Consider the following 26090-nt stretch of genomic DNA (forward strand, 5'->3'; position numbering starts at 1 on the left):
AGCGAAGGCGTGGGATCAACGATTCGTTCCGTTGGCTTGTGCGGCTGCATCGAAGTCTGCTCCATTGTTGGGAAACCGTTGGCTAGCGACCTGCGAGATGTTGTTGTACGCGTTGAGTGTCGTGGATCCCGGGTCCCAGCCGCCGGACATGCCAGCATCGCTAAGCAACCTTAGCACGGCTGGGAGCTGGGGTTGCCCCACGACCTTGGTGAAGTCCCAGAGTGTCCCAGCCCAGTCGATCTCATTGCTGCCGCCGGCGTCTGAGCACATCGTCGCGTCCCCTGGTTGCGCGCACCTTCCGGCGTCCATCAGCTTTTGTAGACTGGCCTGGCACTGCGCCTGGTAGCGCATGGTGTCATTCTCGACATCTTCCGTGATGAACCAGGCTCCATCCTCGAGTTGGTTGAACGCAGCTACTGCGTAGAAGTCCGCAAATCCCTCGAGAATCGCGGCGCTCTGCCACTCGGGGGAGTCGACGGTGTGAGTGCTGCTGCCCCCGTTGACGAAGGAGCACCAGTCGTAGCTGGTGTCCACCATCGTCGTGTTGGAGCCAGCTACCCAGATTGTCTGCACGTGCCCCAACTCGTGAACGATCGTGAATTTCTTCTCGGGAGCACCGCTGAACTCGGCGCCGTCGACGGCGCTAGCTGCAATGTCGAGGGTCGGATGCCCGCCCACGTTGGTGGTGCCGCCTGTCTTGGGTCGGCAGTGGTCGTACGAGGCGGCCGCGGCCTTCTTTTCGCACGAGGTGCCATTCGGACAATACCCGTCCGGGCAAGCCAAGACCTGACCTCCTCCGAGGTCAGCCGCGCCCAGCACCCGAGCATAGACATGCGCCTCCACCCCCATCGAGATCCGCGACTCCGCGAACGCGCTGGCCCAGTACACGAGCAGCTCCTCGCGGAACTCCTGGCCCACGTCGGCCGACGCGATGAACCCCGTCTCTTGCACCGCCGAGCCCTGCGCCGTCGTCCAGCCGACATAGGGTCGCGGCAGGGTGCAGGGCTGCAGCTCCTCACAGTCGTACACCAGCACGAATGTGTCGGGCTGGGGCGGGCGCACGAAGTGAGACCACAGCGCGTACTGCATGACGAACTCGGTGTCGCCCGGCGACGGCGTCGAGATCGGAGGCGTGCACCCGGTGGCGTCGAGGGGACCCCAGCCGAGGCGAACAGCGCCCCCCGCATCGAGCACGCGCACCAGCATGGCCTTGGGCTCCCACCGATCCGGGGAGTCGTCTGCGCCAAAGTCTTCATACACGCCCGCTTGCGGGGCTGCGTCCTTGTAGTCACCATCGAGATCGAAGCGCGGACAGAGCACCCGCGTGGCGTCCCCCCCCTGCGGCGGAGCTGGCGTCGCGGTCGAGAGTGCGTACGTCTCGAGCGTGTATGTGGGGTCGCCCGCGATTCTCTCGACGAAAATCCTGTAGGTGCCACGCTCGAGCAGCTCATGGATCGCCTGAATTTCGGCGCCACCTTCCGCGCGATCGATCATCGCGCTGGTGCCCTGATCCCACAGCTCCAGCGCGACGTCCTGGGCCCGCTCGGCGAACCGCACCTCGACGCCAACGTAGCTCCTATCGGACAATGTGAAGGTCCACCAGTCAGCCTCGTCACCCCATGCGCACAGCGTCGCGGTGTGGGTGGCCGTCGATTTGATCGGCGTGGCCGCCTCCGGCGAATCATTGGGGTCGAACACGTCGAGCGGACAATCCCCGCCCGGCGGCTCCGGGATCACGATCCCGTCGTCTGTGCCCGCCGTACTCGCGGTTGGGCCAATTGGGTTACTCGAGTCATCCTGACAACCTACGAGACCAATCAGACCGAATACAGCAGCGATCGATACCGCATGCTTGGCTTGCACGAGGCCAACGCTACCTGGTGAATGATCACGCGCAACCGCAAAATGCGCAAGATTCGAGGCCCGGCGCCGCAGCTAATTTGGACCAGGCTTCGAGTTCGCAGCACGTCCACCGCCGGGCTTGCCGTCCGCCAACGTCTCGCGCTTGCGCTCGGGAGACAGCCCCTTGGTGCTCGACAGCTTGGTGTCAGCGTGGGGGTCATCGCTCGTCGCAATCGAGTGCGCTTGCCCGGCTCGGGGCGCGGCGGTGCTCAGCGGGTGGGTGCTGCCGGGCCGGCCGTTGGCGAGGGTGTGGCCAGTCGGCGGCGACGGGGGCGTCGGGGGACGCGTGACGGGGCGTGGCGCGGGCTGCAGGAGGTTGCTGACCTCGGGCGGCAGTCGCTCGCGCAGCGCGATCAGCCGACGCTCATCGAGCATCCCGGCGAAGGTCTCGCACACGACCTGCGCGTGCTCCTTCGCAAAGCCCACGGTCACGCGCTCGTGCTCGGCGACCGCCTGCAAAAAGCTCGCGGGGCCGCCGGCCCTGGCGCCCTCGCGGATGAGCGTCGCAAACCGCGGCGGGAGCATCGCCGCGACGTCGACCAGCGCGAGCGGCTCGCGGGCGTCGAGGCACCGGCCGATCGCCGCAAACGTGGCGGTCACGGCCTGGCTCGCGCGCCCCATGTCGAGTCCGGTCCGCTGACGTATCCGTCGCAGGAGTTCTTCTTCGTCCACGGATGCAGCTTAACGCCGTGGTCCAGCGCCGATGCCCATTTTGGACCGCAAAAATCGCGAGCGCGACGTCGGCACATTGTGCCGGCGCTCGAAGAGACACTGGCCTATGGCAAACATAGCCGACGCAATCGGCGGCCGCTGAACGAGGTAGTGCATGCGCCGCGCTATAGCTTGCGCTCATGTCCGACTTCGACGCGATCGTGATTGGCTCGGGTACCGGAGGCATGACCGCCGCCGCTGCGCTCGCCCGCGCAGGCAAGCGAGTCGTGGTGTTCGAGCAGCACTACCTGATCGGCGGCTACAGCCAGACCTTCCCGCTCGAGGGCTTTCGGTTCAGCCCGGGTGTCCACTATGTCGGGGATCTCGGGCCCGGCGGGGGGCTGCGCCGCATGTATGAGGGTCTGGGCCTCGGCGGCGATCTTGGCTTCTTCGAGCTCAACCCCGACGGGTTCGAGCACATCGTCATCGGCGACGAGCGCTTTGACATGCCCAAGGGCATGGAGCCGCTCCGCGAGCGCCTCAAAAGTCGGTTTCCGGCCGAGGCGGCGGGGATCGACGGCTACCTCGACACCGTGGATCGCATGGCCGCGGAGCTGCGACCGACGATGCCAGACTCGCTGGTCGGCAAGCTCGCGATGGTCGCGCGCATGCCCATGACCTTGCGCTGCGGCCTGCTCCCGCTCTCGCGCTTCCTGGATCGCTTTACCCAAAATCCGCTGCTGCGGGCGATCCTCACGATTCAGGCCGGGGACCACGGCATGGCGCCGTCTCGCGCGCCCGCGATCGTGCACGCGGGGCTGCAGCGCTACTACATGGACGGCGGCTGGTACCCGCGCGGTGGTGCTCACGCGATCCCCGACGCGCTCCGCAAGCAGGTTCAGGCTCATCGCGGCGAGGTCCACCTGCGGACCCCCGTCGAGCGGGTGCTGATCGAGAACGGGCGAGCGATCGGCGTCGAGCTGAGCGACGGCGTGCAGGTTCGGGCCAACATCGTGGTGAGCAACGTCGATCCCGTCCAGCTGTGGGGCCGGATGATCCGCCCGCAGCACGTGCACCCGTTGATCCGTCGGCGCATTCGCTCACTGCCGCTCTCACACTCGACGGCCTGCCTGTTCTTTGCCACCAACATGGATCTGCGCGCGGCCGGCCTCGACTCCGGCAACATTTGGTACAGCCGCACCCCCAACATCGACGCGACCTATGAGCTGGGGGAGCGGCGCGAATTCGCCGACGTTGGGGCGCTGCCAGGGCTGTTCCTGAGCATCACGACGCTCAAGGATCCAACGCTGCGCAAGGACAAATTGCACACCGGCGAGGCGATCTTCTTTGCCTCGTGGGACGCGTTCTCGCGCTGGCAAACCACCGACCCCGACCAACGGCCGGCCGCGTATGAGGCCAAAAAGGAGATGCTGCGTCAGCGGATCGTGGACACGCTCGAACGCCTGATCCCGGGGCTGCGCGATCACATCGTGTTCAGCGCCGTCGGCACGCCATTGACCAACGCCCGCTATACCCGCGCGACGCGGGGCGCCGTGTATGGACCCGAGCTCTCGCTGTTCAACATTGGCCCGTTTCGACTCCCGATTCAGACCCGCATCCCGGGGTTGTTTCAGTGCGGCTCGAGCACGCTGGCGCCGGGGATCCACGCCGTGACCCGCTCGGGGCTGGCGGCCGCCGCCGCGGCGCTGGCGTGTCCGATCGACGAGCTGCTCCGCGAGGGCGAGCGCCCGCTGCAGGTTTGGCAGGCGGAGTCGCCCGATGTCGAGCCCGCGCGCCGGCGTGTGGCCGTGGGTAGGTAGGTAAATGACCCCCACAGAGACCTTGGCACTTCGCCGACTGCAGCCGCTGGCGCGTCTGGTCGCTTCGCTCCTCGGGGCCGTTTGGCCTTCGGACCCCACACCACAACACCGCGACATGACGGCGGATCTTCGTCAGGCACACGAAAAGTCAGGTTCTGAGGCGAGGGCGGAGTCCTCTTGGGTCCGCGGGGTTCCGCCCTGTTTTTGGAGACATACTGGAGACGGCTGCCGACCCCGTGCTCAGCGCTCGTACTCGACGAAAATCTCGCTCAGACGCATGTCCAGTCCAAGCTTCCTTGCTGTTCTGTAGCTGGCTGAGCCGCCGACCGCGCGGCCTGACCTGCTGAGCTGTCGAGATCTGCTCTCACCGAAAGCCTACAGTCGCCGCCGAGATTCGTGCTTCAGACGGAGGCAAGAGAGCTCGGATAGAGATCGAGGCCGCCGCAGTGGAACAAGATCGAGTTGCGAAAGCGAGCTTAATTCCGGCTCGCTTCTCGAGTACCTGGATCTTCGCGTTGACAACCTCGAGGTCAGGTCAGTTTCCGATGAGAATTCGAACCTGGATTCGATAGGGAAGACCGCCCTCTCCGTTGACCAGGTGAGCCTTCAGTGTGTAAGTTCCGCCAGACAACTTGGTGTGGATCGCCTCAACTGACCGAGGGTGATGCTGCCCGTACCACCTGGAGTCGGAAATCGTCGAGAAAATTGAAGGGCCTGTCAGTAGGAGATCGAGGTCACCATCATATGGTTCTGCATTTGTGATGATGCTGACGTACGCGGACGCTCCGCCTCCGGGAACCGTGAACTCGAAGTAGTCGACGTCACCTGGACACAGCCATAGGGAAAGATCGTCGAGTTCACTGATTGTCGCCGCAGTTCCCGGTGAGTCATTGTCCTCAGCAGGATCGTCACCGGGGTCCACGCCATCCATGGGGCACGCAAGTGCGCACGTGCTCGAACCCATATCACACGTATACCCGGTGGGGCAGTAACCCTCGCCTACATCGCAAGGGACACACTCACCAGCTATGCACTGAGCCAAGCCGGGGTGGTAGCAGTCCGAGTGCTCCTCGCAGTCATCGTTGATCACAATGCCAGTTTCGTCTCCCGTTCCCGTTCCCGTTCCTGGCGGGGATGGGTATTGGCAACCTGTGAATACGACGCTAAAAATCCAAAGGTGTGTATTGTAAATTCGATTCATCCGCCGCTATCCTGTGTGCAACAACAGACCACACCGTTGACTGGAAACAGACCATCGTAGACAGATCCTCCGAACGGAATCGGCCAATCACAAATCTCCGTCGTATCAAGAACATATCCGGTCGTATTCAAACACGTCGAGTTTTCCCCTAGCAAAATTCGTCCGTAGCATTGATTTCCCGTGATGTCCAGAGCTTCGGCACATTGCTCGCCAATTGACGCGCAATACTCGCCGCACGTCTTAAAGCCATCATCGACGCTGAGGCATGGTCCCGCCAGGGGTGTGCAGTAGCCTTGCACACAATCACCGGTACCCGCTCGCGTGTCACATTGGTGATGACACTCACCGCAGTTCTGCTCATCCCAGCCCAATACACGACACTCACCATCGCACCATTCCCAACCCTTCTCGCACTCGACCTCGGCTGTCGTCTCCGCGCTTGTTGGGTCTTCCCCAGTTGTCGTGGTCGTCGGAATGGAATCACCTGCATCATCCACTCCACCCGGCCCGCACGCGACGAGGACGAGAGCCACCAGGCAGCTTGCTCGAGTCATTGGTCGATCCCTCGGTTCGCGGCCGCGTCACTGATCCGACTCTGCTCCGTCATCGTCCCGAACTGCGTCTGAGCATCACTCTGGAACTCGGACCACCAGTCTGGGTCGCCAGCTTCAGGCCAATCACTGTCTAGAGTATACGACAAGCTCAAAAGCTTCATCACGGTATCGATGCTGAGGGCTGGGGAGCCGCCCAGAAGATCCCAAAGGAAGAAGCTCCAGTCGAGTTCGATGGCCATGCTACTACAGTCGCAGTTGGTCCACAGACCCATGTCGCAGACGCACTCCGGGCAGGGTTCCGCATTCATCATCGTGCAAGAATCCGTGGTCTTGAATTGCAGGAGGCTATCGTACGTGTCCGTACTGTTGGTGTAAGTGTCTGTTGATTTGTTAGCGACGACCTCCCAAATTTGAGGTCCTTGCTGGGCAAGGACACCAACGTCGGTCAACTCATTCCACACGGACATCGCGTAGAAGTGCGCGAAGCCCTCGATGACCGCCGCCGCTTGCCACTCCACCGAATCGCGGTCATGACCGAGCGTGGAGACCTCCTGGTCGCATGAGCACGGCGCACAGTAGTTGAACAATGGAGCTATCTCCTGCCAGATTGGTAGGAGCGGCAGGAGCGTTTGAACGTGCCCGTACTCGTGCGCCATCGTGTATTTTGGGAGTTCAGCCTCCGCCCTGGTGTTGACGGTGGGTCGGTTCGCAATGGCGAGATTCGTGATGGCGGCGGGGATCTCGACCGCTTCGTTCCAGTGGGCACCATAGGCAGTGACCCCAGTCCAGTAGCTACGACGCCCCTCCGCGAAGGTCATCGCCCAGAGCATGGCGATCGCGGATCGATGGGTTTGGAGAAGCGGATCTGGAGCGTACTCGATGTCTGTAACTCCCAACTCCACAGTTAGCATCTCTGTGGAGGTGGGAAGCCTGCAATCAAAAACAGCGTGTCACACTCCAGCGCAACGATGTGGGCGCTTCCGACGGTCCACGAAACCCAGTCGAGCGCGACCGTCCCCTCGGAAGTATCGAATATTTCGGTGCACCCGTCTTCGTCTAGCGGTTTCCAGCCCCACAGCACTCCCGCGGGCGCTCGAACACGAACGAGCATCTCCCTGGCGGTGAACTCTTCGGGGGCATCACGTCGGCCATATGCATCGTCGGCATCCACGCCTTCGGTCTCACCGAAATTTTCCCAGTCGGGCTCCAACACGCCGTCGTCCGAACCACCGAAGTCTCCGTTGCCTTCGACGACAGCGGGCCGCGGAGAAGCGTCCGTGTAGCCGAACTCTCCGGCAAGCCAGACCCACGTCACACAGACTCGGTGGTTCTCGGCCAGCGCTTGGCTTGGTAGCGCCAGCAGTGCGAGCCCGCAAGCGAGCACGACGGCATTATTCTTCGCCATTACCCATCGATATCACGAAATGGTCGTCGCAGGTAAACCGATGCTCCCGATCGCTAGCAGTGGGGATGTGTGAAAAATCGGCCCATTCTGGGCCAGTGAGCGAGTGCAGCGAGCGATGGACGGACTTCGGAGCCTACCTCGCGTGGGCATAGCAACTCGGCGTGCGCACCGAGAGTGCGCTCTCAACGCGACCCGTTCTGCCGACCCTTGACCAACTCAGCTTTGGGCACGCCTAGATGTTCGCGCAGGTTGGCGCGTGGGGCCAGCCGTCGGCTAGCGACCGCGTGCGGCTCGTCGGCCCTGTGCGTGGGGTATGTGTGGCCCCGTAGGAAGGGGCTCTGAACACACTTTCCCGTGTCCATGGGACGTACGACGTGCGGAAGGATTTTGCTACCGCGCGCCCCCTCACGGCGCGTCCGCGTACACCGTCCACCAACTATCAATGTACGTCCCCTCGATCCCAAACACGACCTCGGCCTCACCACCACCGACAGGAACCCGCGCGATCGAGTCCATGCCGCCGCCACCACCCGGACCCGCGTGTCCCCGAACCCGCAGCAGGGCATGCTCACCACCCGCGCTCCAGCCTGCGCCGGTGATCTCGAGCCCATCGACGCTGAGCTCGGCGAGGACGTCTCCCCAGGGCTCGGCCGCATCGACGTCGACGACCGAGACGCGATAGTGGGGCTGAAGCTCGATGACGAGGAACCGACGCGACGCGCCCGGGGCCCAGTCGACGTAGTTGTGCTGGAGCGAGTCGATCTCGTACACGCGCGCGTCGAGGGGCTCGGGGCCGCTGTCGAGTACGGCGATGACGAGGGGTCCGGTGGACGGGGGCTCGGGCCGCAGCTCGTAGATGCTGGCGGCGGTCGCGTCGCGGTGGGTCGCGCTCCGGATCGCGTCGTCGTCGGCGAGCGGGACGGTCACGGGTGTCGCGGGCCCCGGCCCGTCAGGGCCGATCTCAATGTCGGCGAGGCCGCGATTCGGGATCGGGTCGCCGCCGGGCTCGACGGCGGGCGCGGCGTAGACAATTCGAACGTCGCCATCACCGGTGATCCACTCGCCGTAGCCCTCGGCGACCTCCGGACCCACGAGCGGGACGGGCTCCGAAGCGACGACGCCCGCGAAGCCCATGTACAGCGACCCCGCGTCGTGGCGGTATACGGCCCAGTCTCGCGCGGCAGACCATCGGGCGTAGGTCGACGGGCCCTGGAAGGGGTAGACCGTGGGCCCGGCGTCGAGGTTGTCCGGATCGAAGATGAGCAGCTCGGTGCTGCCGTCGTCGTCGAGGTCGAGGCTCACGCCGAGCTTGTCGGCGTCGAGGAACAGACCCTCGCCCGACGTACCGACGGCGAGGATCTCGACGGGGCCAGGGCTGCCTTCGATCGTGGCCACCCGAAGCTCCACTTGATCATTGAAGCGCACCAGCCAGGCCGCCAGCTCGCCGGTCGGCGCGAGCACGCTCTCGGGCAGTCGCTGCGTCTCGTAGCAAGTATCGAGCTCGGGCTGGAGCTCCACCGAGGCCACGGGTTGACGGACGTCGTCGTAGCCGACCCACAACAGCGAGCAGGACACGGGCTCCTCGGGGACGAGCTCGAAGTTCGACGAGAGCTGGATCAACGCCGCGCTCCCATCATCCGCGAAGGCGAGGTTCTTGACACGCCCCAAGGCGCTGTCTGGCGCGAGCGGGGTAGCGACGAACTCCCCGTCATCCCAGCGCACGAGCTTCGCCTGTGAGTCCGCCTGCAGGACTTGGCCGTGGCCCTCGAACCACTTCGCGTAGCCGACCCAGTAGCCCGAACCGAGCTCCGTGACCAGCTCCGCTGTCGGGTCCGGCGCGTCGAAGTCGACGGCATAAATGTCGACCTGACTCGGTGGGGTGGGCGAGCTCGCGACAGGACGCTCGACGGCGACCAGGATCCGGGGCGGGCCCGCTGCGTCGCCGTCTCCGTCTTTTCCGGTCTCGCCGTCTGAGCTGTGGGTCTCGCTCGCGCTCCCATCGTCACCGCCAGAGCTCGCCACGCCCTCGGGACCGCAGGCCAGCGCAGCGACGAGGCACCCCCAACACCCATGACCCCCCGTCCACGATCCGCATTGGTAGACCCTACCTTTCTCCAACAGAAAAATGTGGGATGCCGGTAGGGCCCCCGTTCAAACCGTGCGTGCGATTTTCCCGCACACGGCTTACCAGTGGCCTCTCCGAGACGGGACTCGAACCCGCTGGAGCGGTGCAGCGTGAACGACAAACTCGCCTGGCTTTCGCCAGCCGCGCTCCCCGTTCGTCAGGACGCACCATCGCCCCAATCTAGCAGGTGCTGCGGTCGGCGCAGCGCCAAGGTCTGTGGGCTCATGATTCGCGCGTGAGTGACAGCGCGGTCGAGGGCGTGCGATCGTCCCCGCGTGAGCGAGGCCAGCGAGCTCGATCGAGACTTCGACCTCATCATCGTCGGAGGTCGGCCCGCGGGAGCCAGCCTGGCCGCGCGCCTCGGCAGCCAGGGCCTGCGCGTGCTTGTCCTCGACAAGGCGAGCTTCCCCAGCCGCCCGCCCGTGTCCGCGCCCTTCGTGCTGCCGCACACGATGGCGCTGCTCGACGAGCTCGAGCTCGACGAGGCCGAGTACGCCGCCGACGCGCCCCGCATGCACGAGTTCGTGCTCGAGTTCGCCGGCTACTTTCGGGCCTGGATCGGCTTTGAGCCGCTCGCGGGCCGCGACTACGTCTACGCGGTCGACCGGGCTCGCTTCGATCACTGCTTGTGGCGAAAGCTCGACCGGGTCCCCGGGGTCACGGCGATCGAGCGGGCCCGCGTGACCGAGCTGATCCGCGAGGCCGATCGCGTGGTCGGGGTTCGGGTCGCGCTGGCCGACCAGGACCAACCCCGCAGCGTCCGCGCCCGCGCCGTGATCGGTGCCGACGGCCGCCACAGCCTGGTCGCCCGCAGCGTCGACGCCAAGGTCACCGCCGAGCGCCGCGACGTCGACACGACCATCTACTACGCGCACTGGGACGACGTCGCGCCTTACCAGGACGGCCCGACCGTGGCCCACATCCACACGTCCTGCGATGGGTTCTCGTTCGTGTTCATGCCCAGCGCCGACGGCCAGGTCATGGTCCTGGCCCAGGGCCGCAGCGACTACTGGGACGCGCTCGACGGCTCCCCCGAGCAGATCTACGACCGGCTGCTCCGCGCGCGACCGTCGGTCTGGCGCCGGCTCGCGGGCGCCCGCCGGGCCAGTGAGCTCAGCGGCATGAAGCGGGTCGGCAACTTGTTTCGAGCCCCGGCCGGCCCGGGCTGGGCGCTGGTCGGCGACGCCTACCACCAAAAGGACTCGCTCGACGCCCAGGGGATTTACGACGCCCTGCTCGGGGCCAAGCTCCTGGCCGCGGAGCTACGCCGCTGGCACGCGGGGGACCAGAGCTGGGACCAGGCGATCGCCAGCTACGGCGCGGCTGCCCACGCCGCGCTCGCGCCGATGTTCGAGGCGACCATGGATCGGGTCAAGCGCGAGGTCTACGACGAGCCGCCGCCGTTCGTGGCCAAGACGATCCTGCGCTGGGTGCTGACCCACCCCGACTACGCCCAGCGCTTCGGCGAGCTGGTCACGCGCCGCCGGGAACCCGAGGGCTTCCTGACGCCGGGGGTGTTGCTGGGTCTGGCGGCCAAGGGCGCGGCGAGTCGCCTGCGCGCGAGGGCCCGGGGTGGGATCGACCGCACCGATCCACTATCAGCATGAGCTGTGAGCAGGAGGCCGTGAATGGAGCTCAGCTCGAGCCCGGCGCCGGTCGGTAGATCTCGCGCTCGCTCGGCTCTTCGCCGGCCGAGAACTGCGGCCGCTTGTGATACTCTTGCAGCGAGACCGCAGGCAGCACCCGCCCGTGCACGCGCACCGACTCGATCGCGTAGACCCCCGCGTGGGCCCCGGCGATCGTCGTGAAATACGGAATGTGCTGAACCAATGCGGTGCGCCGGATCGACAGTGAGTCGCGAATCGCCTGCTCACCCGAGCTCGTGTTGATCACCAGCGCGACCTCACCGTTGACCATCCGATCGACGATATGCGGCCGCCCCTCCAACACCTTGTTGACGGTCTCACACGTGAGCCCGGCCGCCCGCAGCGTGGCCGCGGTCCCGCGCGTGGCCAGCAGCGAGAAGCCCATGCGGCGCAGGTGCTTGGCCACGGGGATCACCGCCTGCTTCTCGAGGTCGCTGACGCTCACGAACACGACCCCAGACTGCGGCAGCTCGACCCCGGCCCCGCTCATGCCCGCATGAAACGCCGCGCCAAAGTCCCGGGCGATGCCCATGACCTCACCGGTGCTGCGCATCTCGGGCGACAGCAGCACGTCGATCCCGGGGAACTTCATGAATGGAAAGACGGGGACCTTGACCGAGACATGCTCGGGCACGCGCTCGCGCACGCCGAGCTCGCTCAAGGTCTTGCCGACCCCGACCAGCGCGGCGATCTTGGCGAACGGGGTGCCCGTCGCCTTTGACACGAACGGCACGGTTCGCGACCCGCGAGGGTTGACCTCGATGATGTACAGCCGCTCGCCCTTGAGCGCGTACTGGACATTCATCAGCCCCACCACGCCCAGCTCGCGGGCCAGCGCGGTGGTCGTGCGGCGGATCTCATCAATGATCGCAAGTGGGATCGAGACCGGCGGCATGCAGCAGGTCGAGTCGCCCGAGTGAATCCCCGCCTCTTCGACGTGCTCCATGACCCCGGCGATCACCACGTCTTTGCCGTCGGCGACCGCGTCGACGTCGAACTCGACGGCGTTGGCCAGGAATTCATCGATCAGCACCGGGTGATCCGGTGAGGCCCGCACCGCCAGCGACATATAGTTGCTCAGCTGGGCGTCGGAATAGACGATCTCCATGGCCCGGCCGCCGAGCACGTAGCTCGGCCGCACGATGACCGGATACCCGATCTGGTGGGCGATCTCGAACGCCTGTTCGCTCGAGCGCGCGACGCCCCAGCGCGGCGCGTGCAGGCCCAGGCGGTTGACCAGCTCACCAAACCGGCCGCGATCCTCGGCCCGATCAATCGAGTCGGCCGCGGTGCCCAGCAGCTTGTGACCGGCCCGCTCGATCGCCGAGGCCAGCTTCAGCGGGGTCTGCCCGCCAAACTGCACGAGCACGCCGACGATCTCACCGCGCGCGGCCTCGATGTCGAGGATGTCCAGCACGTTCTCGCGGGTCAGCGGCTCGAAGTATAGGCGGTCGCTAGTGTCGTAGTCCGTCGAGACCGTCTCCGGGTTGCAGTTGACCATGACGGTCTCGTACCCGGCCTCGCGCAGCGCAAACGAGGCGTGGCAGCAGCAATAGTCAAACTCGATCCCCTGGCCGATCCGGTTGGGGCCGCCGCCCAGGATCACGACTTTCTTGCGATCCGAGACGTTGGACTCGTCCTCTTCCTCGTAGGTCGAATAGAGGTAAGGCGTGTCGGTCGCGAACTCGCCCGCGCAGGTGTCGATGGTCTTGTAGACCGGCACAATTCCGGCCTGCAGGCGGCGCTCGCGGACCGCGTCTTCGGAGGTGTTGCACAGCGCGGCGATCCGCGGGTCGGACAGGCCCGACCGCTTGGCCTCGTGCAGCAGGCTGACGCTGCACACCTGCCCGCGCTTGCCGGCAGCGAGCCGCTGCTCGAGCTCGATGATCGCGGCCACGTGATGCAGAAACCATGGATCGATCGAGGTCCGCTGGTGCACGGTCTCGATGCTCATGCCCAGGCGCAAGGCCTCGGCGATCAACCACAGCCGCTGCGGCGTCGGCCGGCTGATCAGCGCCTCGAGCCGGTCCAGGTCGCGCTCGGGCAGGTCCAGATCAAACCCCCAGGTGTCGGTCTCCATGCTGCGCATGGCCTTGCCCAGCGACTCCCGGACCGTACGCCCGATCGCCATGGCCTCGCCGACCGACTTCATCTGGATCGTCAGGGTGTCGTCGGCGCCCTTGAACTTCTCGAACGCGAAGCGCGGGATCTTGGTGACGATGTAGTCGATGCTCGGCTCGAAGCTGGCCGGCGTGACCTTGGTGATGTCGTTGTCGAGCTCGTCGAGGGTGTAGCCAACCGCGAGCTTGGCCGCGAACTTGGCGATCGGGAACCCGGTCGCCTTCGACGCCAGCGCCGACGACCGACTGACCCGAGGGTTCATCTCGATCACGATCATCCGACCGGTCTCTGGATCGATCGCAAACTGGATGTTGCACCCGCCCGTGGTCACGCCGATCTCGGTGACGACCGCCCGCGCCGCGTCGCGCATGAGCTGGTACTCCTTGTCGGTCAGCGTCAGCGCCGGGGCCATGGTGATCGAGTCACCGGTGTGCACGCCCATCGGGTCGAGGTTCTCGATCGCGCAGATGACCACGAAGTTGTCCTTCGCGTCGCGCATGACCTCGAGCTCGTACTCTTTCCAGCCCAGCACCGACTCCTCGATCAGCGCCTCGGACCGCAGCGACTCCGAGAGCGCGTGCGCGGCCATGTGCTCGAACTCCTCGCGGTTGTAGGCGATCGCGGCCCCCGAGCCGCCCATCGTGAAGCTCGGCCGAATGATCGCCGGGAACCCGATCTCGTCGAGCGCGGCGCGGGACTCGAGCATGTCGTGGACATAGAACGAGCGTGGGACGTCGAGGCCGATCTTCAGCATCGCGGCCTTGAAGCGATCGCGGTCCTCGGCCTTCTCGATCACGTCGAGCGGGGCCCCGAGCAGCTCGACGCCGTGGTGCTCGAAGATCCCCCGGCGCCCGGCCTCGAGCGCGAGGTTCAGCGCCGTCTGGCCGCCGACCGTGGGCAGCACCGCGTCGGGCTTGGACGTGCGCAGGACCTGGTCGAGATCGTCGGGCGTCAGCGGCCGGACGTAGGTCTCGTCGGCCAGCTCCGGGTCGGTCATGATCGTCGCCGGGTTGGAGTTGATCAGCACGACCTCGTAGCCCTCTTCGCGCAGGGCCTTGATCGCCTGGGTGCCGGAGTAGTCGAATTCGCAGGCCTGACCGATGACGATCGGCCCGGAACCCAACACACAGATTCGCTTGATGTCATCGCGGCGAGGCATGGCGGGGTGCTCCGGCGCGCTACTTACCCGCTCGGGGGAGGCCGCGCAACGATGCGGCCTCGCGCTGGCGACGCGGACGACGGGGCGGCGCTCACCTTGCGAACAGCTGACGTTCGTGGACCTCGACGACCTCGCCGTAGCGCTCGAGGTCACGCGTGTCGACCCGCCGCGGATCCCCGACCACCAGCAGCATCACGGGCCGATCAGCCACCTGCGCCGCGTGAAACGCCTCGATGTCGGCGAAGCTCAGCTGCGCGTACTCTTTGAGCAGCCACTCGCGTGGGTCGGCCTCGTAGCCGCGCCGCCGCCACTCGACCAAGGTCCGCTGCAGCTCGCGAAACCCCGGGCTCTGGGTCTCGAGCCCGCGGCACAGCGACGAGCGCATCGCCTCGACCCGCTCGGGCTTGGCCGGCATCTCGCGGATCAGCCCCATCATCACGGCGATCGCCTCGGCGGTCTTGTCGGCCTGGCAGCCGATCCCGCCGACGAAGTAGCCGGCCTGCGCGGGGTTGTCGTCGCGCGCGAACCGACCCGAGGCCGAGTAGGCCAGGGCCCGAAATTCGCGGATCTCCTGGAACACCAGCCCGGCCATGCTGCCGCCCATGTACTCGTCGTAGGCGTCGGCCGCGGCCAGCTGATCGCGCGACACGGCCTCGCCATCGACCAAGAAGACCAGCTGAGTCTGGATCGCCTTGCGTCGGGGCAAGAAGAACACCGTGTCGTTGGCGGGCATCACCCGCGGCCGCACGACATGCTCGACCGCCGGCTCGCGCGGCCCGTCTAGCTGCAGGGCGCCGCCGAGCAGCTCGGCGACCTCGGCGGGCGCCCGCTGCCCGGTGTAGCGGATCTCCAGCGCGTAGCTCTGGGCCCGCTGCCACGCCGCGAGCAGCTGCTCGTCCGACAGCTTGCGCAGCCCCTTGCGGCCGTAGTCGCGCAGATAGTCGGAGCGCTCGCCGTACATCACGTACTCGCGCAGCGCCCCCGCGACGTAGCTCGGATCGCGCCGCTGGACCCGCTCGTACCCCGCTCGCTCGCGCCGCAGCGCCTTGCTGCGCTTTCGATCCGCGACTGGCTCACGCAGCATCGCGTCGAGCAGCTCGAGCGCGGCCGGAAGCTGCTGCTCGGGCCCCGTCACCCGGACCACCGTCTCGTCCAGGGTCGCGCCCGTCGTGAAGGTCGTGCCGAGCAGCGACAGCGCCTCGCGAAACTCCGTCGGTGAGTGATCGCGGGTACCGACGCGATCGATGTACTCGGTCGCGACCCCGATCTCGCGGATCTCGTCGGTGCCCACGCCAAACCGGAGATCCAGCGTGTAGGTGTCGTTGAAGGGGTTCTCGTTGGTGCGCAGGACCACGCCCGCGCCGATGCTGGTCGTCGTGACGTCGGCCTCGAAGTCGACGTAGCGCAGCTCGGCCGCGGGGCTCGTCTGCGCCATGACCTGCTCGTAGAACGCCGAGTGAGCGCCGGCGACCGGCGAGACCGCGGGGTAGTGGGGCTTGGACAGGCGCGTCTTCTTGGGAAACCCCAGGCGCGATCGCATCGCCAGGTAGTCGTCACCGAACAAGGTCGCGGCCACACGCATCACGTCCTCCCGGGTCAGCGTGGCCAGGCGCTCGCGGTAGTCCAAATAGCCGCCCCAGCTGTCCCGGCGAATGAAGCTATCGGCCAGCGCCAGCGCGCGCGCTTCGTTGTCTTCCCACTTGCGATCCTCGGCCCGGCGCAGCCCGTCGCGGATCGCCAGCATCCGCTGCTCGTCGAACTCACCGCGCGCGATCCGACGGTATTGCTCGAGGATCTGTCGCTCGGCGCTCTTGAAGGTCTGGCCCAGGATCCGCGGCGCAAAGAACACGATGTCGAGGCCATGATCGGCGAACTCCTGCATGAAGGGCAGCGCGATCAGGATCTTGCCCTCGTCGACCAGATTGTCGATGTAGCCCGAGCCCTGATCGTTGAACAACAGCTCGCGCACGACCTGCAGCGCCGCGTAGTCGGGGTGCCGCGGGGGCACTGTTCGAAACCCGTAGGCGCCGACCCGGACCGGCGTGAGCCGGAGCTTGACCAGCTCGCGCCCCTCGAACGGCGCGACCGTCCCACCGCGCGGTTCGGGCTCGGGGCCGCGGCGCCAGGCGCCAAACTGCGCCTCGATTACAGGCATGATCGCCTGGGCGTCAAAGTCACCAGACAGCACCAACGCCATGTTGTTGGCGACGTAGTACTCGTCAAAGTAGGCCCGCATCGCGACCAGCGAGGGCTGCTTCAAGTGCTCGATCTCCCCGAGCACCGACTGGGTGCCATAGGGATGGTCGGGGAACGCCCGGCGAATGAAGGTCTCGTAGAGCCTGACCTCGAATCGGTCGAGCGAGATGTTCTTCTCTTCATAGACAGCCTCGAGCTCGGTCGGGAACAGCCTGAACACGGGCTCGCTGAACCGATGCGCATAAATCTGCAGCCACGTGTCGATCTGCGAGGTCGGGAAGGTGTTGTAGTAGACGGTCTCGTCCTCGGTGGTGAACGCGTTGACGCCCGAGCCGCCGATCTCCTCGAGCATGCGATCGAGCTCGTTGGGGATCACGTAGGCGTAGGTCTGCTCCACGGTCTTGCCAATGTCGGCTTGCAACCTGGCCCGCTGCGCGTCGGTGGTGGCCCGCTCGTGCTGCTCGTAGAGCTCGATGATCTGGGCCTGAAGTTGCTCCTCGGCGGCCCAGTTGGAGGTGCCCAGCGACTTGGTGCCCTTGAACAGCATGTGCTCGAGGTAGTGCGCCATGCCGGTGTTGTCGGCCGGATCGTTCTTGCCGCCGGTTCGCACGACCACCGCACCAAACACCTCGGGGCGCTCGTGGTTCTCGCTGAGCAGCACGGTCAGGCCGTTGTCGAGCACGATCTGCTCGACGCCGATCGGGTCGCCCTCGAAGGTCTCGAACTCGACGCTTGGCGGCCGTGGAGCGACCTGCTCGATCGGCTGTTCGGCCGGCTCGATCGGTGGGGCCACCTCGGGCGGCGCAAACAAGATCACGGCGGTCGCGAGGGTGAGCAGGGAGCTGAACACGACCCCAGCTCTACCATGCCCGATCTCGCTCGGATCAGCCTTGGATCAGGCTCGATCGCGCCCCAGTTCGACCAGGCAATTCGCCCCCGACCACTGATAGGTTGCAACACGAGCCGAGAATACAGTAGAGACCTTTCTCGAGACTGAACATCATGCATCGAACTTTGCCAAGCCTGCTGTTGATCACTTCCCTGGTGTGCGCCTGCTCCTCGGAGCCGGCCGAGCAAGCCGACTCCGCCAAGCAAGCTGAGCCCGCCAAGCAAGTCGAGCCCGCCGAGCAGGCGGAGCCGCCAACACCCGAGCCCGCGCCAACACCCGCGCCCGAGCCAACACCCGCGCCCGAGCCGCCCGAGCCTGCGATCTCGACCGGTGACTGCGACGAGCAGCAAGCACAGATCTCCAAGCAGGCCGACGAGCGCGCCACCCCGTGGAACATCCTCGCCCACCTCGAGGCCAACTTCCCCGACATGAAGGTCTCGTGGCTGATGAAAGAGGCCCCGTTCCAGACCTATGTGGTCGACACCAACGCGACGAACTTTGGTCGGTGTAGCGACGCTGGCTGCTATCTGTTCGCGGCGCCGACCTCGGTGATCGAAGCGGCGGTCGAGAAGGCGGTGACCGGCGAGACCCACGACGCGGCGGTGCTCGGCGAAGCGCTCGGGCTGCCGGCCCAGAATTTCGAGGGTCCGCTGCGCATGATGACGCTCGACCTCACCGCCTCCAAGTCGTGCGTGCGCCTGCCAGTCGACGAGGATCCCGGCGTCTGGAAGTGCGAGAGCGACGCCGACAAAGACTGCTTCAAGTTCGGCGGCTACACTTCGGGCGGCGTGCCCGAGCTGATGGTCATCAACGCCCCGGTCGCCCTCGCGACTGTCCGAGCGATCCAATGACGGAACAGGTCATCTACCAGAGCCCGCTCATGTACCGGATCCTGCGCGACGGCGACGGACTGGTGATCGAGGTCGTGGTCGGGGGCATCGCGATGTCCTCGGTGCGCGTGCGGCTGACCGAAGACGAGGCGCTGGCCTACGAGCGCGACGGCAGCCGCGCGAGCGACAAGCTCGCCAACGCGATCATGGCCTCGCCCCGGTTCGGCGGCCGCTCCTACCCCGGGAGCAGCTAGCGCGCTAGCGGCGGGTCAGCAGCTTGCCGTCGAAGCGGTGCTCGTCGCCGAGCTGCTGGCGGATCACCGCCGCGTGCTCCGACAGATCCCAGCCGAGATCCGCGAGCCCGTCGAAGATCCGCGAGCGCAGCCGGACCGAGTCTTCCTCGGGCTTGTCGAGCTGGCCCACGAGCGTGGCCTTGGCCTGCTCCTCGGCGTTGTCGATCAGCGCCTCGATGCAGAAGAACCGGACCCCCTCGTCGGGATCTTCGAGGTACTTCATCAGGATCGGGCCCACGCGCGGGTCCTCGATCTCCTTGATGTGCGTCAACATCTGCAGCTTGGCGCTGGTGTCCCGCTCGTAGACCGGCGGATGGATCTCCAACAGCGAGTCGAGGATGTCCCACTCTTCGGTCTCGTTGGCGACGTCTTCGACGATGCGCAGCGCCCACGCGATGCCCTCGGCGTCCTTGCAGAACCGCTTGATCGGCTCGAGGATCGGCTTGCCGAGCGCCGAGAGCCGCTTGTACAGCCAGCCCTTCTCTTCCTCGTCGTCGATGCTCTTGCTCGCGTTCATCGTGAAGCGCATGAGCAGCGCGACGTAGGCCTCGATGCTCTGCTCCTCGAGTTCGTGACGCTCGGGCGAGCCCTCGGGGTGCTTTTGGCCCTTCTCCCAGGTCTGCGCGCCGATCTTGAACAGATCTTCCATCGCGCCGTAGCGATCCACGGACTGCGAGTACTGGTTGACGACGCGCTTGATGAGCTTATCGATCCGGGTCTTGCCGCGCCCTTTGCCGCCCCCAGATCCGAACAACATTTCTTTGAGTCCCACGCGTGCCTCACTTCGTGGATCGGATCCACGAATTTCCCGGGCTTTTACCTCGCAGTGCCGCGAGCGGCAAGCGGGCTCACGGGCCGTCTGTGCCCGTGTCCGTGCCTGTGTCTGTCTCGCTGCCCGTGTCCGTGCTGGTGTCCGTGCCCGTCTGTGTGTCAGATCCGGTCTCGTCGGTGGTACCCGGGCCGGTCGTGGTGCCGCCAGAGTTCCCGCCGAGCGCGCAACTGCCCCAGTTGCCCTCGTTCACCTTCACCTCGGAGCCGACCCGATGGCAGCAGTCGTCGGCCTCGCACGCGTAGTCCGGCGGACACTTGTCGTCGCCATCGAACTCGCACGAGAACAGCACGTCGTCGGACGGGGGCGCGAAGCAGCTCACAGCGACGCCAAGGCCAGAGCCCAGCAGCAGCACCAGCAGATAGCGCGAGAGTCGTGGTGTCGGCATGGCGAGCAACCAAACAGATCAAAACCGCAGAGCCAGGCCCCCGAGCCCGGGATCGAGCCGGGGACCGAGGCGCGCACGCGCGCTGCCCGAGCGCGCCGCCCGGCGGCGACGCGTGGCGTCGACCGCGAAGATGGTGACACCCGCGACCAGCGTCGCGGCCCCGGCAATGATGAAGCCGCGGCCGAGCCACTGGTAGGTCTCGCCCTGGCGCAGCAGCTGCTCGTACTCGCTGGCGACCGGCCCGTAGAGGTTGGTGCGACCGGTGTCCAGATCGAAGCCATAGGCGAGGCGCTCGGCCCTGTCCTGCCGCGTCTCGGCGACGCCAGCGAAGATCCCACCAGTGGTCGCGAGCGCGACGGCCCCGAAGGTCGCCCACCAGCCGGCGGCCTGCAGCTTGGGCAGGCGCTCGGGCACGCCCGCGACGTTGGCGTCGAGGGTCTCACCCTCGAGGTCCGACTGCGCGCGTGTGGCGTTGGGGTCGTCGGGGTCCACGATCGCTCCAGCGACGCCACCACCGCTCGGGGCCTCGCCGCGCTCGACCTCGGTGACCTCGGGCTCGAGCTCGGGGGTCTCACTGGGGGGGTCGCCCGCCGGCTCGTCCCCCGGGCCCTCGACCTGATCGTTTGGCCCAGCGGACTCGGCCGGCTCGAGCTCGGCTGGTCCGCCCGCGGGCGCGGCCGCGGGTGCGGTCGTGATCACGAGCGCCAGCGCGATCATCTGGGCGAGCACGGTCGGCGCGACGGGCATGCGGCCGGGAGAATAGCGGTCCGCTGCGGCGCAGCAAAGCCCGCCGCTACGACGCGGGGATCCACCGCTGGTGTCCGTCGGGCGGACAAATGCTATGCCCCTGTCCGTGAGCGCTGCGCACACCGCCAGCCACCCACGCCGGTCAAAACCCGGCGCGCGCGTGTCGTTGCTCGTCCTGCTTGGCGCGCTCGTCATGCCCTCGCTCGGCTGTCCCGTGTCCGGCAACGGCGGCGCCAGCAACGGGCCGCGGTCCAGCTACCCACCGGCCTCGGTCTACGAGATCGATCCGCAGTTCGCCGGCGAGTGGGACGGTGACGTCGACGGCCTCCCCGGCACGCTCAACATCGGCGAGCTCGACGACCGCTCGTTCTTCGGCTCGTTCGTCACCCACGACAACGCGACCGAGTACACGCTGCTGCTCGAGCACTCCTACGTCGACACGGAGGACGGCGGCGAGGTGCCCAGCAACCGCGTCACCTTCACCTGGCAAGATGGTCTGGGCAGCCGGGGCAAGGGGTGGTTGTTGATCAACCGTGAGGACACCGCGCTGACCGGGTCGTTTGGGTATGGAGTCGCGACCGAGGGGCTCGGCGAGTGGAGCTTCGTCCGCGAGAACTTCTGACGCGACGCAACGCGACGCGGCGCGCTCGAAGTTCGCGGCTCCGAACACCTACATATGAATACCCCTAGCGCGAGATCGCGCCACGTCGATGTCATAATCCGCGCAGTTGTGATTCGCGCAGCGCCGAGAGACCCGCGCATTCGTACTATACGCAATCATGACACTCACTGCATTTGATCGTTTGGCCAGCATTGAGCTAATTCGTTGAAATCGCCCCCCGGCGCATTGCACCTGATTCATCGAGAGAGCCTCCATTGAGCCTCGCCAATTGCGCATATCAAGAAAGAGCGATTTTGAGCTTGCCACGATACGTCGATTCCGTGACTATGAACATCGAGCGCAACCGTCCCTTCTTTTGCAGCGATCGACCGCCTTGCGTCGATTGCGGGGATCGGTGCATTCGAGGAGCCAGCGATGAATCACAAGATGTACCTCCGATCACCCGGCCAAGCTCACCACATTAGCCGACGAGGTTTCGGGGCAGGATTGGCCGGTCTCGCCAGTGTCGCAGCCATATCGGCCATGCGCGCGAGTCCGGCACAGGCTGCCACCGAGATTCAGATGGTCCCGCTGCCAATGTCGATTCCAATAGAGGTGTCCCCGACAATGAAGGCTCAGGGGCTCAACTCGGATCCCTGGTCATGCTCGGTCTCGGCGGCGATCGGCGACGTATTCGGGGTGGGCACTCAGCTCCGCGTCCGGCGTAACAAGGACCAAATGGCGATCTACACCGTCGCCGAGATTCGCGAGCAGGACCCGGCCAACATGGTGCGCATGAGCAGCATCGCCCGCCAGCGACTTGGCACCTCCGACACATTCTCCGGCACCTTGCACACCCCGCTCTCGACCAAGCTCATGACCGACGCGCAAGCCGAGAGCTCCGGCGCGTTCGTCGAGCGCCTCGCCGACGCCAAGGACCACCAGGGTCTGGTGGTGATGGCGCCCCACGGCGGTCGGATCGAGTTCAACACGGATCTGCAGGCGCGGTGGGTCGCGCAGGCCCTCGCGGGGGGCGACGTCTCCACCTGGTGCTGCTCGGGCTGGCGGACCGACAACGGCAACACCCACTCGCGCTGGCACGTGTCCACCACCGACATCAGCCCGGCGAGCTTTCCTGGCCTTGCGACCATCGCCGATCGTGGCTTTGCCTACGCCGTCGCCTTTCATGGCATGAAAGCCAACGGCGTCTTGATCGGTGGTGGCGCCCCCAACGAGCTCAAGCAGCTGATCCGCCAGGCGATCAAGTCCGAGGTCGGCAACAACCCGGTCACGGTCGTCAATGGTGGCAAGAACTCGGGCGTCTCGGAGACCAATGTTGTCAATTGGATCACCGCGGGCGGCGGCGGCGGTGTCCACATCGAGCAGAGCTCACAGGTCCGCGAGAAATACTGGAAGCCGGTCGCGCAAGCCGTCGCCGACGTCTTCGCGGACTTGATCTGAGCGAGCCCCGCCCGCCACCTCGACGTCTCGAGTGTGCCCAGGCGCGAGGAGAGCCGCACCTGCGCCCCAACGACGCCTGAAACAGCGGCGCGGGCGCAGGCGCGGTACGTTGCTCACTAGAGCGCAATGCACATGGTGACCACCCCGCATGAACCCCTGTTTTTGCAGGCCGGGTGTTTTCACTGGGCGAGCGTCCTACACTCTCGGTGCCCTCTCCCTCTATTGAGTTGACTGCGGGAGTTCGCGGCATCGTGAGCGCAGACATGAAAGATGAAGCATACACCGGATTACCAGGTTCCCCTCACCACATCAGCCGACGCGGGTTCGGTGCGAGATTGATCGGCGCCGCTGGATTTGCGGTCGCAACGGGTCACGCCCCGCCCGCGCGCGCTGCCACCGAGATTCAGATGGTCCCGATCCCCGTCTCGATCCCCGTCTCGGTCACCTCGCCCTACCAGTATCAGGGGCTGAGCAACGACCCGTGGTCGTGCTCGGTCTCTGGGGCAATCGCCAACGTATTCGGGCTGGGCAGCCAGGTCCGCGTGCGTCGCAGCGTTGATCAGTTTGCGGTCTACACCGTCACCGACGTCCGCTACCAGGATCCCGTCAATCGGGTCCGCATGGGCAGCGTCGCCCGCGAGCGCGTGGGCACGCCCAACGTGTTCTCAGGTACGCTACACACCCCGCTGGCGACCAAGCTGATGAGCGACACCCAGGCCAAGAACGCCGGTGAGTTCGTCGAGCGGATCGCCGACTCGCCCAACAATCATGGCTTGGTGGTGCTCGCTCCCCACGGCGGCGTCATCGAGGTCAAGACCGATCTCCAGGCGAGGTGGGTGATGGACGAGCTCCCCAACGCCGACGTCAGCTGCTGGATTTGCTCGGGCTGGACGACCGAAGGCGGCGCCCACACCCGCTGGCACGTGGCCTCGACCGAGCTCCACCCCGTCAGCTTTCCGGGGCTCGCGACCATCGCCAATCGTGGATTTGCCTATGCCGTCGCGTTTCATGGAATGAATGACGCGGGCGTCCGCATCGGCGGCAGCGCCCCGTTCGAGCTCAAAGAGATGCTGCGACAGGCGATCAAGCACGCGGTCGGCGACTACCCTGTCGCGCACGCCGCCGACGACGATCCAAACGGCGGGACCTCCCCCGACAACGTCGTCAATTGGATCACCGCAGGTGGCGTCGGCGGCGTACATCTCGAGCAAGGTCCGCTGATCCGCAGCAAGTATTGGTTCGCGGTCGCGCAGGCCGTCGCCGACGTGTTCCGCGGGCTCGTCTAGCCGGTCGAGACCAACCCGCGCAGCGCGTGCTTCAGGTTGCTGTAGGCCCGCACCCCGGTCGGCGCCAGGTCTCGCTCGATCAGGAATTGCGCGAGCGCGGGGCGGATCCCCGCGAGCACACACTCCGCGCCCAGCAGCGCCAGCGCACGAGTCAGCCGCGCCAGCTGCTGGGCCGAGACGGCGCTGTCGACCGTCGCGCCAGTCAAGTCCACGATCACCACCCGGCTCCGATACTGCCGGACCGCGATCAGCGTGCTCTCCAGCAGGTCGAGCCCACGTCGAGCATCGAGCGCCCCGACCACGGGGACGACCAGGACCCCGTCCCACACCTCCAGCGCCGGGGCCGACAGCTCGAGCACCAGCTCCTCGAGCTCGCGGATCAGCGCCGCCTTCTCGGCGTCGCGCTCGCGCAGCTGCTCGGTCCGCTGGACCAGCGCGTCCTCATGGGCCCGCTGCATCGTCACGTCCCGAACCACGTTGACGACCGCGATCATCGTCCCCGACTGATCCCGGATCGGCGCCGCCGTACCGTTGAGCCAGCGCCGAGCTCCCGTGGCGTCGTCGATGTGCAGCCCTGTCGCCGTGAGCGCGGCGGGATCGGTCTCGCCGTTCAACACCCGCCGACTCGGGGTGTCGTCCAGCTGTATCTGCGACGCCTCATCCTCGCTGAGGTACCGCCAGCTTCGCTCGGCCCGCTCGATCTCCCCGATCTGCGCGACGTTCATCCACGCCAGCGCGACCGGGTTTGCGTAGCGATGAGAGGCGTCGAGATTTCGAATGTTGATCGAGTCGGAGATGGCGTCGAGCGCCCCCTTGAACAGCGCGACCTCGGCCTGCAGCTCGCGCTCGCGGGCCTGACTCGCCGCGAGCTCTCGCCGCAGCGTCTCGAGCTCGCCCTCTCCCTGGCCTGTCGCCACGCCCTGGTCCTCCGATGTCGCCATGGCCCTGCGGGCTCAGGATACCGTCCCCGGTCCGGGGCTTGAAATCGCCGCCGCCATGACTGCTCGCCCGCTGGCGCGTTGCCCAGGATCGTCCGCTGTACGCTGATCCTGTCACACTCTGCCCGGCCGCTCGTAGAGCCCCGCGACCATGCACGAGCTTCAGCGCCTCACCTTCACCGCCCTGTTTGCCACCACGACCCTGTTCGGAGCCTGCCTGATGGCCGACGACCACGACCCGGACGTGCCGGACACGCGCGCGGCCGCGGTGGTCGATGGCGCCAGCTACCAGATCACCACCAGCGCCGCCCTGACCCAGGACCAGCTCCACGCGATCGCGCAGTTCGTCGAGGCCCAGGGCCAGGACGTGCACAAGGCCAAGGTGATCGTGAATGCCGACGACGCTGGCGGCCAAGTGCTCGCGGTCGAGCTGTGGGCTGGCACGCTCCCGGGCGATGACATCGCCGACGCGCTGCGCCAGGAGTTCGCGTACCTGGCCGACGCGGAGATTGGGGTCGCGGCGCTCGGCAGCGCGGACGCGCCCTCGCCGAGTGACGTGGGGATCGAGCCTGGGGATGACCCGGAGACCGTGGAGCAGAAGATTGTTGATGATCTGCGGGCGCAGGGGGTCGAGGGGGAGATCAATGTGAGTGTGACGCCGACGGGAGATGGGCACTATGAGGTCGAGGTTGACGTGAACGATCAGGGCTAGACTCTGATGTTTGCATTGAGAGCCGGAGTGTAGCCGCGCTTCGAGTTCGTTCGCGGGGGTCCGCGTCTGCGACGGTGCAACGCGCACGGGCTGGACGAGGTTCCAGCCCATGCGCGTTGCCACATCGGACACCCCACCCACCGCGAACAACCACCCCACCCTCCGCCCGACCGACCTAACACTCACACTCATCCTCCCCACCAAAGCTCCGAATCTCCACATGAAGCTCATAAGCAAAGCTCGACAGCGGCGTAGGCCCCCCAACCTTGATCAACAGATCCCCCGAAAAGCTCTCGTCATACCCATTCAGATCAACCCGCCCATTCAACCCAACCC

20 protein-coding genes are annotated in these 26090 nt (G+C 66.3%); 8 read left to right on the forward strand and 12 right to left on the reverse strand.

What is annotated here, in order from left to right:
- Positions 1-15: 15 nt before the first annotated feature.
- Both ENSA7_RS04550 and ENSA7_RS04555 read right to left on the reverse strand, forming a co-directional pair.
- A complete protein-coding gene (locus tag ENSA7_RS04550) occupies positions 16-1737 on the reverse strand; it encodes a hypothetical protein (protein ID WP_146157326.1) in 1722 nt (573 codons plus the stop codon).
- Between the two features lie 198 nt (positions 1738-1935).
- Positions 1936-2574: a DUF2267 domain-containing protein gene (locus tag ENSA7_RS04555; RefSeq protein ID WP_146157327.1), complete on the reverse strand. Its 639-nt coding sequence runs from the start codon at positions 2572-2574 to the stop codon at positions 1936-1938.
- Positions 2575-2753: 179 nt separating this feature from the next.
- Between ENSA7_RS04555 and ENSA7_RS04560 the strand changes: the two genes are divergently transcribed.
- Positions 2754-4373 carry a phytoene desaturase family protein gene (locus tag ENSA7_RS04560; RefSeq protein ID WP_106087965.1) on the forward strand — a complete coding sequence of 540 codons (1620 nt, stop codon included), beginning with the start codon at positions 2754-2756 and terminating at the stop codon, positions 4371-4373.
- A gap of 535 nt (positions 4374-4908) precedes the next feature.
- Here the strand turns inward: ENSA7_RS04560 and ENSA7_RS42045 are convergent.
- The 4 genes from ENSA7_RS42045 to ENSA7_RS04575 all read right to left on the reverse strand — a co-directional run bounded on the left by ENSA7_RS42045 (position 4909) and on the right by ENSA7_RS04575 (position 9555).
- Entirely contained in the window at positions 4909-5304 is a 396-nt protein-coding gene (locus ENSA7_RS42045) for a hypothetical protein (RefSeq protein ID WP_146157328.1), read from the reverse strand.
- Between the two features lie 820 nt (positions 5305-6124).
- Positions 6125-6946, reverse strand: a complete 822-nt coding sequence (locus ENSA7_RS04565) for a hypothetical protein (RefSeq protein WP_146157329.1) — start codon at positions 6944-6946, stop codon at positions 6125-6127.
- Positions 6947-7032: 86 nt separating this feature from the next.
- A complete protein-coding gene (locus tag ENSA7_RS04570) occupies positions 7033-7533 on the reverse strand; it encodes a hypothetical protein (RefSeq protein ID WP_106087967.1) in 501 nt (166 codons plus the stop codon).
- A 405-nt stretch (positions 7534-7938) separates the two neighbouring features.
- Positions 7939-9555: a hypothetical protein gene (locus tag ENSA7_RS04575; RefSeq protein WP_106087968.1), complete on the reverse strand. Its 1617-nt coding sequence runs from the start codon at positions 9553-9555 to the stop codon at positions 7939-7941.
- 378 nt (positions 9556-9933) lie between these two features.
- Between ENSA7_RS04575 and ENSA7_RS04580 the strand changes: the two genes are divergently transcribed.
- Entirely contained in the window at positions 9934-11265 is a 1332-nt protein-coding gene (locus ENSA7_RS04580) for an NAD(P)/FAD-dependent oxidoreductase (RefSeq protein WP_181233140.1), read from the forward strand.
- A 28-nt stretch (positions 11266-11293) separates the two neighbouring features.
- On the opposite strand, the gene carB is transcribed toward ENSA7_RS04580, so the two are convergent.
- Both carB and ENSA7_RS04590 read right to left on the reverse strand, forming a co-directional pair.
- Entirely contained in the window at positions 11294-14584 is a 3291-nt protein-coding gene (gene carB / locus ENSA7_RS04585; protein WP_106087970.1) for a carbamoyl-phosphate synthase large subunit, read from the reverse strand.
- 91 nt (positions 14585-14675) lie between these two features.
- A complete protein-coding gene (locus ENSA7_RS04590; RefSeq protein ID WP_106087971.1) occupies positions 14676-17630 on the reverse strand; it encodes a M16 family metallopeptidase in 2955 nt (984 codons plus the stop codon).
- Between the two features lie 152 nt (positions 17631-17782).
- On the opposite strand from ENSA7_RS04590, the gene ENSA7_RS04595 reads away from it, so the two are divergent.
- Both ENSA7_RS04595 and ENSA7_RS04600 read left to right on the forward strand, forming a co-directional pair.
- Complete coding sequence (locus ENSA7_RS04595; RefSeq protein ID WP_181233142.1) at positions 17783-18520, forward strand: hypothetical protein; 738 nt, start codon at positions 17783-17785, stop codon at positions 18518-18520.
- Positions 18517-18753 (forward strand): hypothetical protein, encoded by a 237-nt coding sequence (locus ENSA7_RS04600; protein WP_106087972.1) that lies wholly within the window; start codon positions 18517-18519, stop codon positions 18751-18753. The genes ENSA7_RS04595 and ENSA7_RS04600 overlap by 4 nt, the downstream gene beginning before the upstream one ends.
- Before the next feature lie 4 nt (positions 18754-18757).
- On the opposite strand, the gene ENSA7_RS04605 is transcribed toward ENSA7_RS04600, so the two are convergent.
- The 3 genes from ENSA7_RS04605 to ENSA7_RS04615 form a co-directional block, all read right to left on the reverse strand.
- Positions 18758-19564: a HEAT repeat domain-containing protein gene (locus tag ENSA7_RS04605; RefSeq protein WP_146157330.1), complete on the reverse strand. Its 807-nt coding sequence runs from the start codon at positions 19562-19564 to the stop codon at positions 18758-18760.
- Positions 19565-19640: 76 nt separating this feature from the next.
- On the reverse strand, positions 19641-20009 hold the full coding sequence (locus ENSA7_RS43180; RefSeq protein ID WP_181233144.1) for a hypothetical protein: 369 nt from the start codon (positions 20007-20009) through the stop codon (positions 19641-19643).
- Between the two features lie 18 nt (positions 20010-20027).
- Positions 20028-20756, reverse strand: coding sequence for a hypothetical protein (locus ENSA7_RS04615; protein ID WP_106087974.1), 729 nt, complete (start codon positions 20754-20756; stop codon positions 20028-20030).
- 106 nt (positions 20757-20862) lie between these two features.
- Here ENSA7_RS04615 and ENSA7_RS04620 point away from each other — a divergent pair, with 106 nt between their 5' ends.
- The 3 genes from ENSA7_RS04620 to ENSA7_RS04630 all read left to right on the forward strand — a co-directional run bounded on the left by ENSA7_RS04620 (position 20863) and on the right by ENSA7_RS04630 (position 24104).
- Positions 20863-21378 (forward strand): hypothetical protein, encoded by a 516-nt coding sequence (locus ENSA7_RS04620; RefSeq protein WP_181233146.1) that lies wholly within the window; start codon positions 20863-20865, stop codon positions 21376-21378.
- Between the two features lie 606 nt (positions 21379-21984).
- The gene (locus ENSA7_RS04625) at positions 21985-22818 is read left to right on the forward strand and encodes a poly-gamma-glutamate hydrolase family protein (RefSeq protein WP_106087976.1); all 834 of its coding nucleotides are present in this window, start codon (positions 21985-21987) and stop codon (positions 22816-22818) included.
- Between the two features lie 407 nt (positions 22819-23225).
- Positions 23226-24104: a poly-gamma-glutamate hydrolase family protein gene (locus tag ENSA7_RS04630; protein WP_181233148.1), complete on the forward strand. Its 879-nt coding sequence runs from the start codon at positions 23226-23228 to the stop codon at positions 24102-24104.
- On the opposite strand, the gene ENSA7_RS04635 is transcribed toward ENSA7_RS04630, so the two are convergent.
- Positions 24101-25045, reverse strand: coding sequence for an STAS domain-containing protein (locus tag ENSA7_RS04635; protein ID WP_106087978.1), 945 nt, complete (start codon positions 25043-25045; stop codon positions 24101-24103). The genes ENSA7_RS04630 and ENSA7_RS04635 overlap by 4 nt on opposite strands.
- 148 nt (positions 25046-25193) lie before the next feature.
- On the opposite strand from ENSA7_RS04635, the gene ENSA7_RS04640 reads away from it, so the two are divergent.
- Positions 25194-25754 (forward strand): hypothetical protein, encoded by a 561-nt coding sequence (locus ENSA7_RS04640; protein ID WP_106087979.1) that lies wholly within the window; start codon positions 25194-25196, stop codon positions 25752-25754.
- Positions 25755-26090: the final 336 nt, after the last annotated feature.

This window comes from Enhygromyxa salina, from assembly GCF_002994635.1.
GTDB classification, from domain to species: Bacteria; Myxococcota_A; Polyangia; order Nannocystales; family Nannocystaceae; genus Plesiocystis; species Plesiocystis salina_B.

What these genes read in the sequence shown, in the direction of transcription:
- ENSA7_RS04565 (WP_146157329.1), bottom strand. Translation starts at nt 6,946, where the DNA reads ATGACCTTCGCGGAGGGGCGTCGTAGCTACTGGACTGGGGTCACTGCC.
- ENSA7_RS04615 (WP_106087974.1), bottom strand. Translation starts at nt 20,756, where the DNA reads ATGCCCGTCGCGCCGACCGTGCTCGCCCAGATGATCGCGCTGGCGCTC.
- ENSA7_RS04600 (WP_106087972.1), top strand. Translation starts at nt 18,517, where the DNA reads ATGACGGAACAGGTCATCTACCAGAGCCCGCTCATGTACCGGATCCTG.
- ENSA7_RS04630 (WP_181233148.1), top strand. Translation starts at nt 23,226, where the DNA reads ATGGTCCCGATCCCCGTCTCGATCCCCGTCTCGGTCACCTCGCCCTAC.
- ENSA7_RS04625 (WP_106087976.1), top strand. Translation starts at nt 21,985, where the DNA reads ATGAAGGCTCAGGGGCTCAACTCGGATCCCTGGTCATGCTCGGTCTCG.
- ENSA7_RS04570 (WP_106087967.1), bottom strand. Translation starts at nt 7,533, where the DNA reads ATGGCGAAGAATAATGCCGTCGTGCTCGCTTGCGGGCTCGCACTGCTG.
- ENSA7_RS04640 (WP_106087979.1), top strand. Translation starts at nt 25,194, where the DNA reads ATGCACGAGCTTCAGCGCCTCACCTTCACCGCCCTGTTTGCCACCACG.
- ENSA7_RS43180 (WP_181233144.1), bottom strand. Translation starts at nt 20,009, where the DNA reads ATGCCGACACCACGACTCTCGCGCTATCTGCTGGTGCTGCTGCTGGGC.
- ENSA7_RS04560 (WP_106087965.1), top strand. Translation starts at nt 2,754, where the DNA reads ATGTCCGACTTCGACGCGATCGTGATTGGCTCGGGTACCGGAGGCATG.
- ENSA7_RS42045 (WP_146157328.1), bottom strand. Translation starts at nt 5,304, where the DNA reads ATGGATGGCGTGGACCCCGGTGACGATCCTGCTGAGGACAATGACTCA.
- carB (WP_106087970.1), bottom strand. Translation starts at nt 14,584, where the DNA reads ATGCCTCGCCGCGATGACATCAAGCGAATCTGTGTGTTGGGTTCCGGG.
- ENSA7_RS04595 (WP_181233142.1), top strand. Translation starts at nt 17,783, where the DNA reads ATGCATCGAACTTTGCCAAGCCTGCTGTTGATCACTTCCCTGGTGTGC.
- ENSA7_RS04635 (WP_106087978.1), bottom strand. Translation starts at nt 25,045, where the DNA reads ATGGCGACATCGGAGGACCAGGGCGTGGCGACAGGCCAGGGAGAGGGC.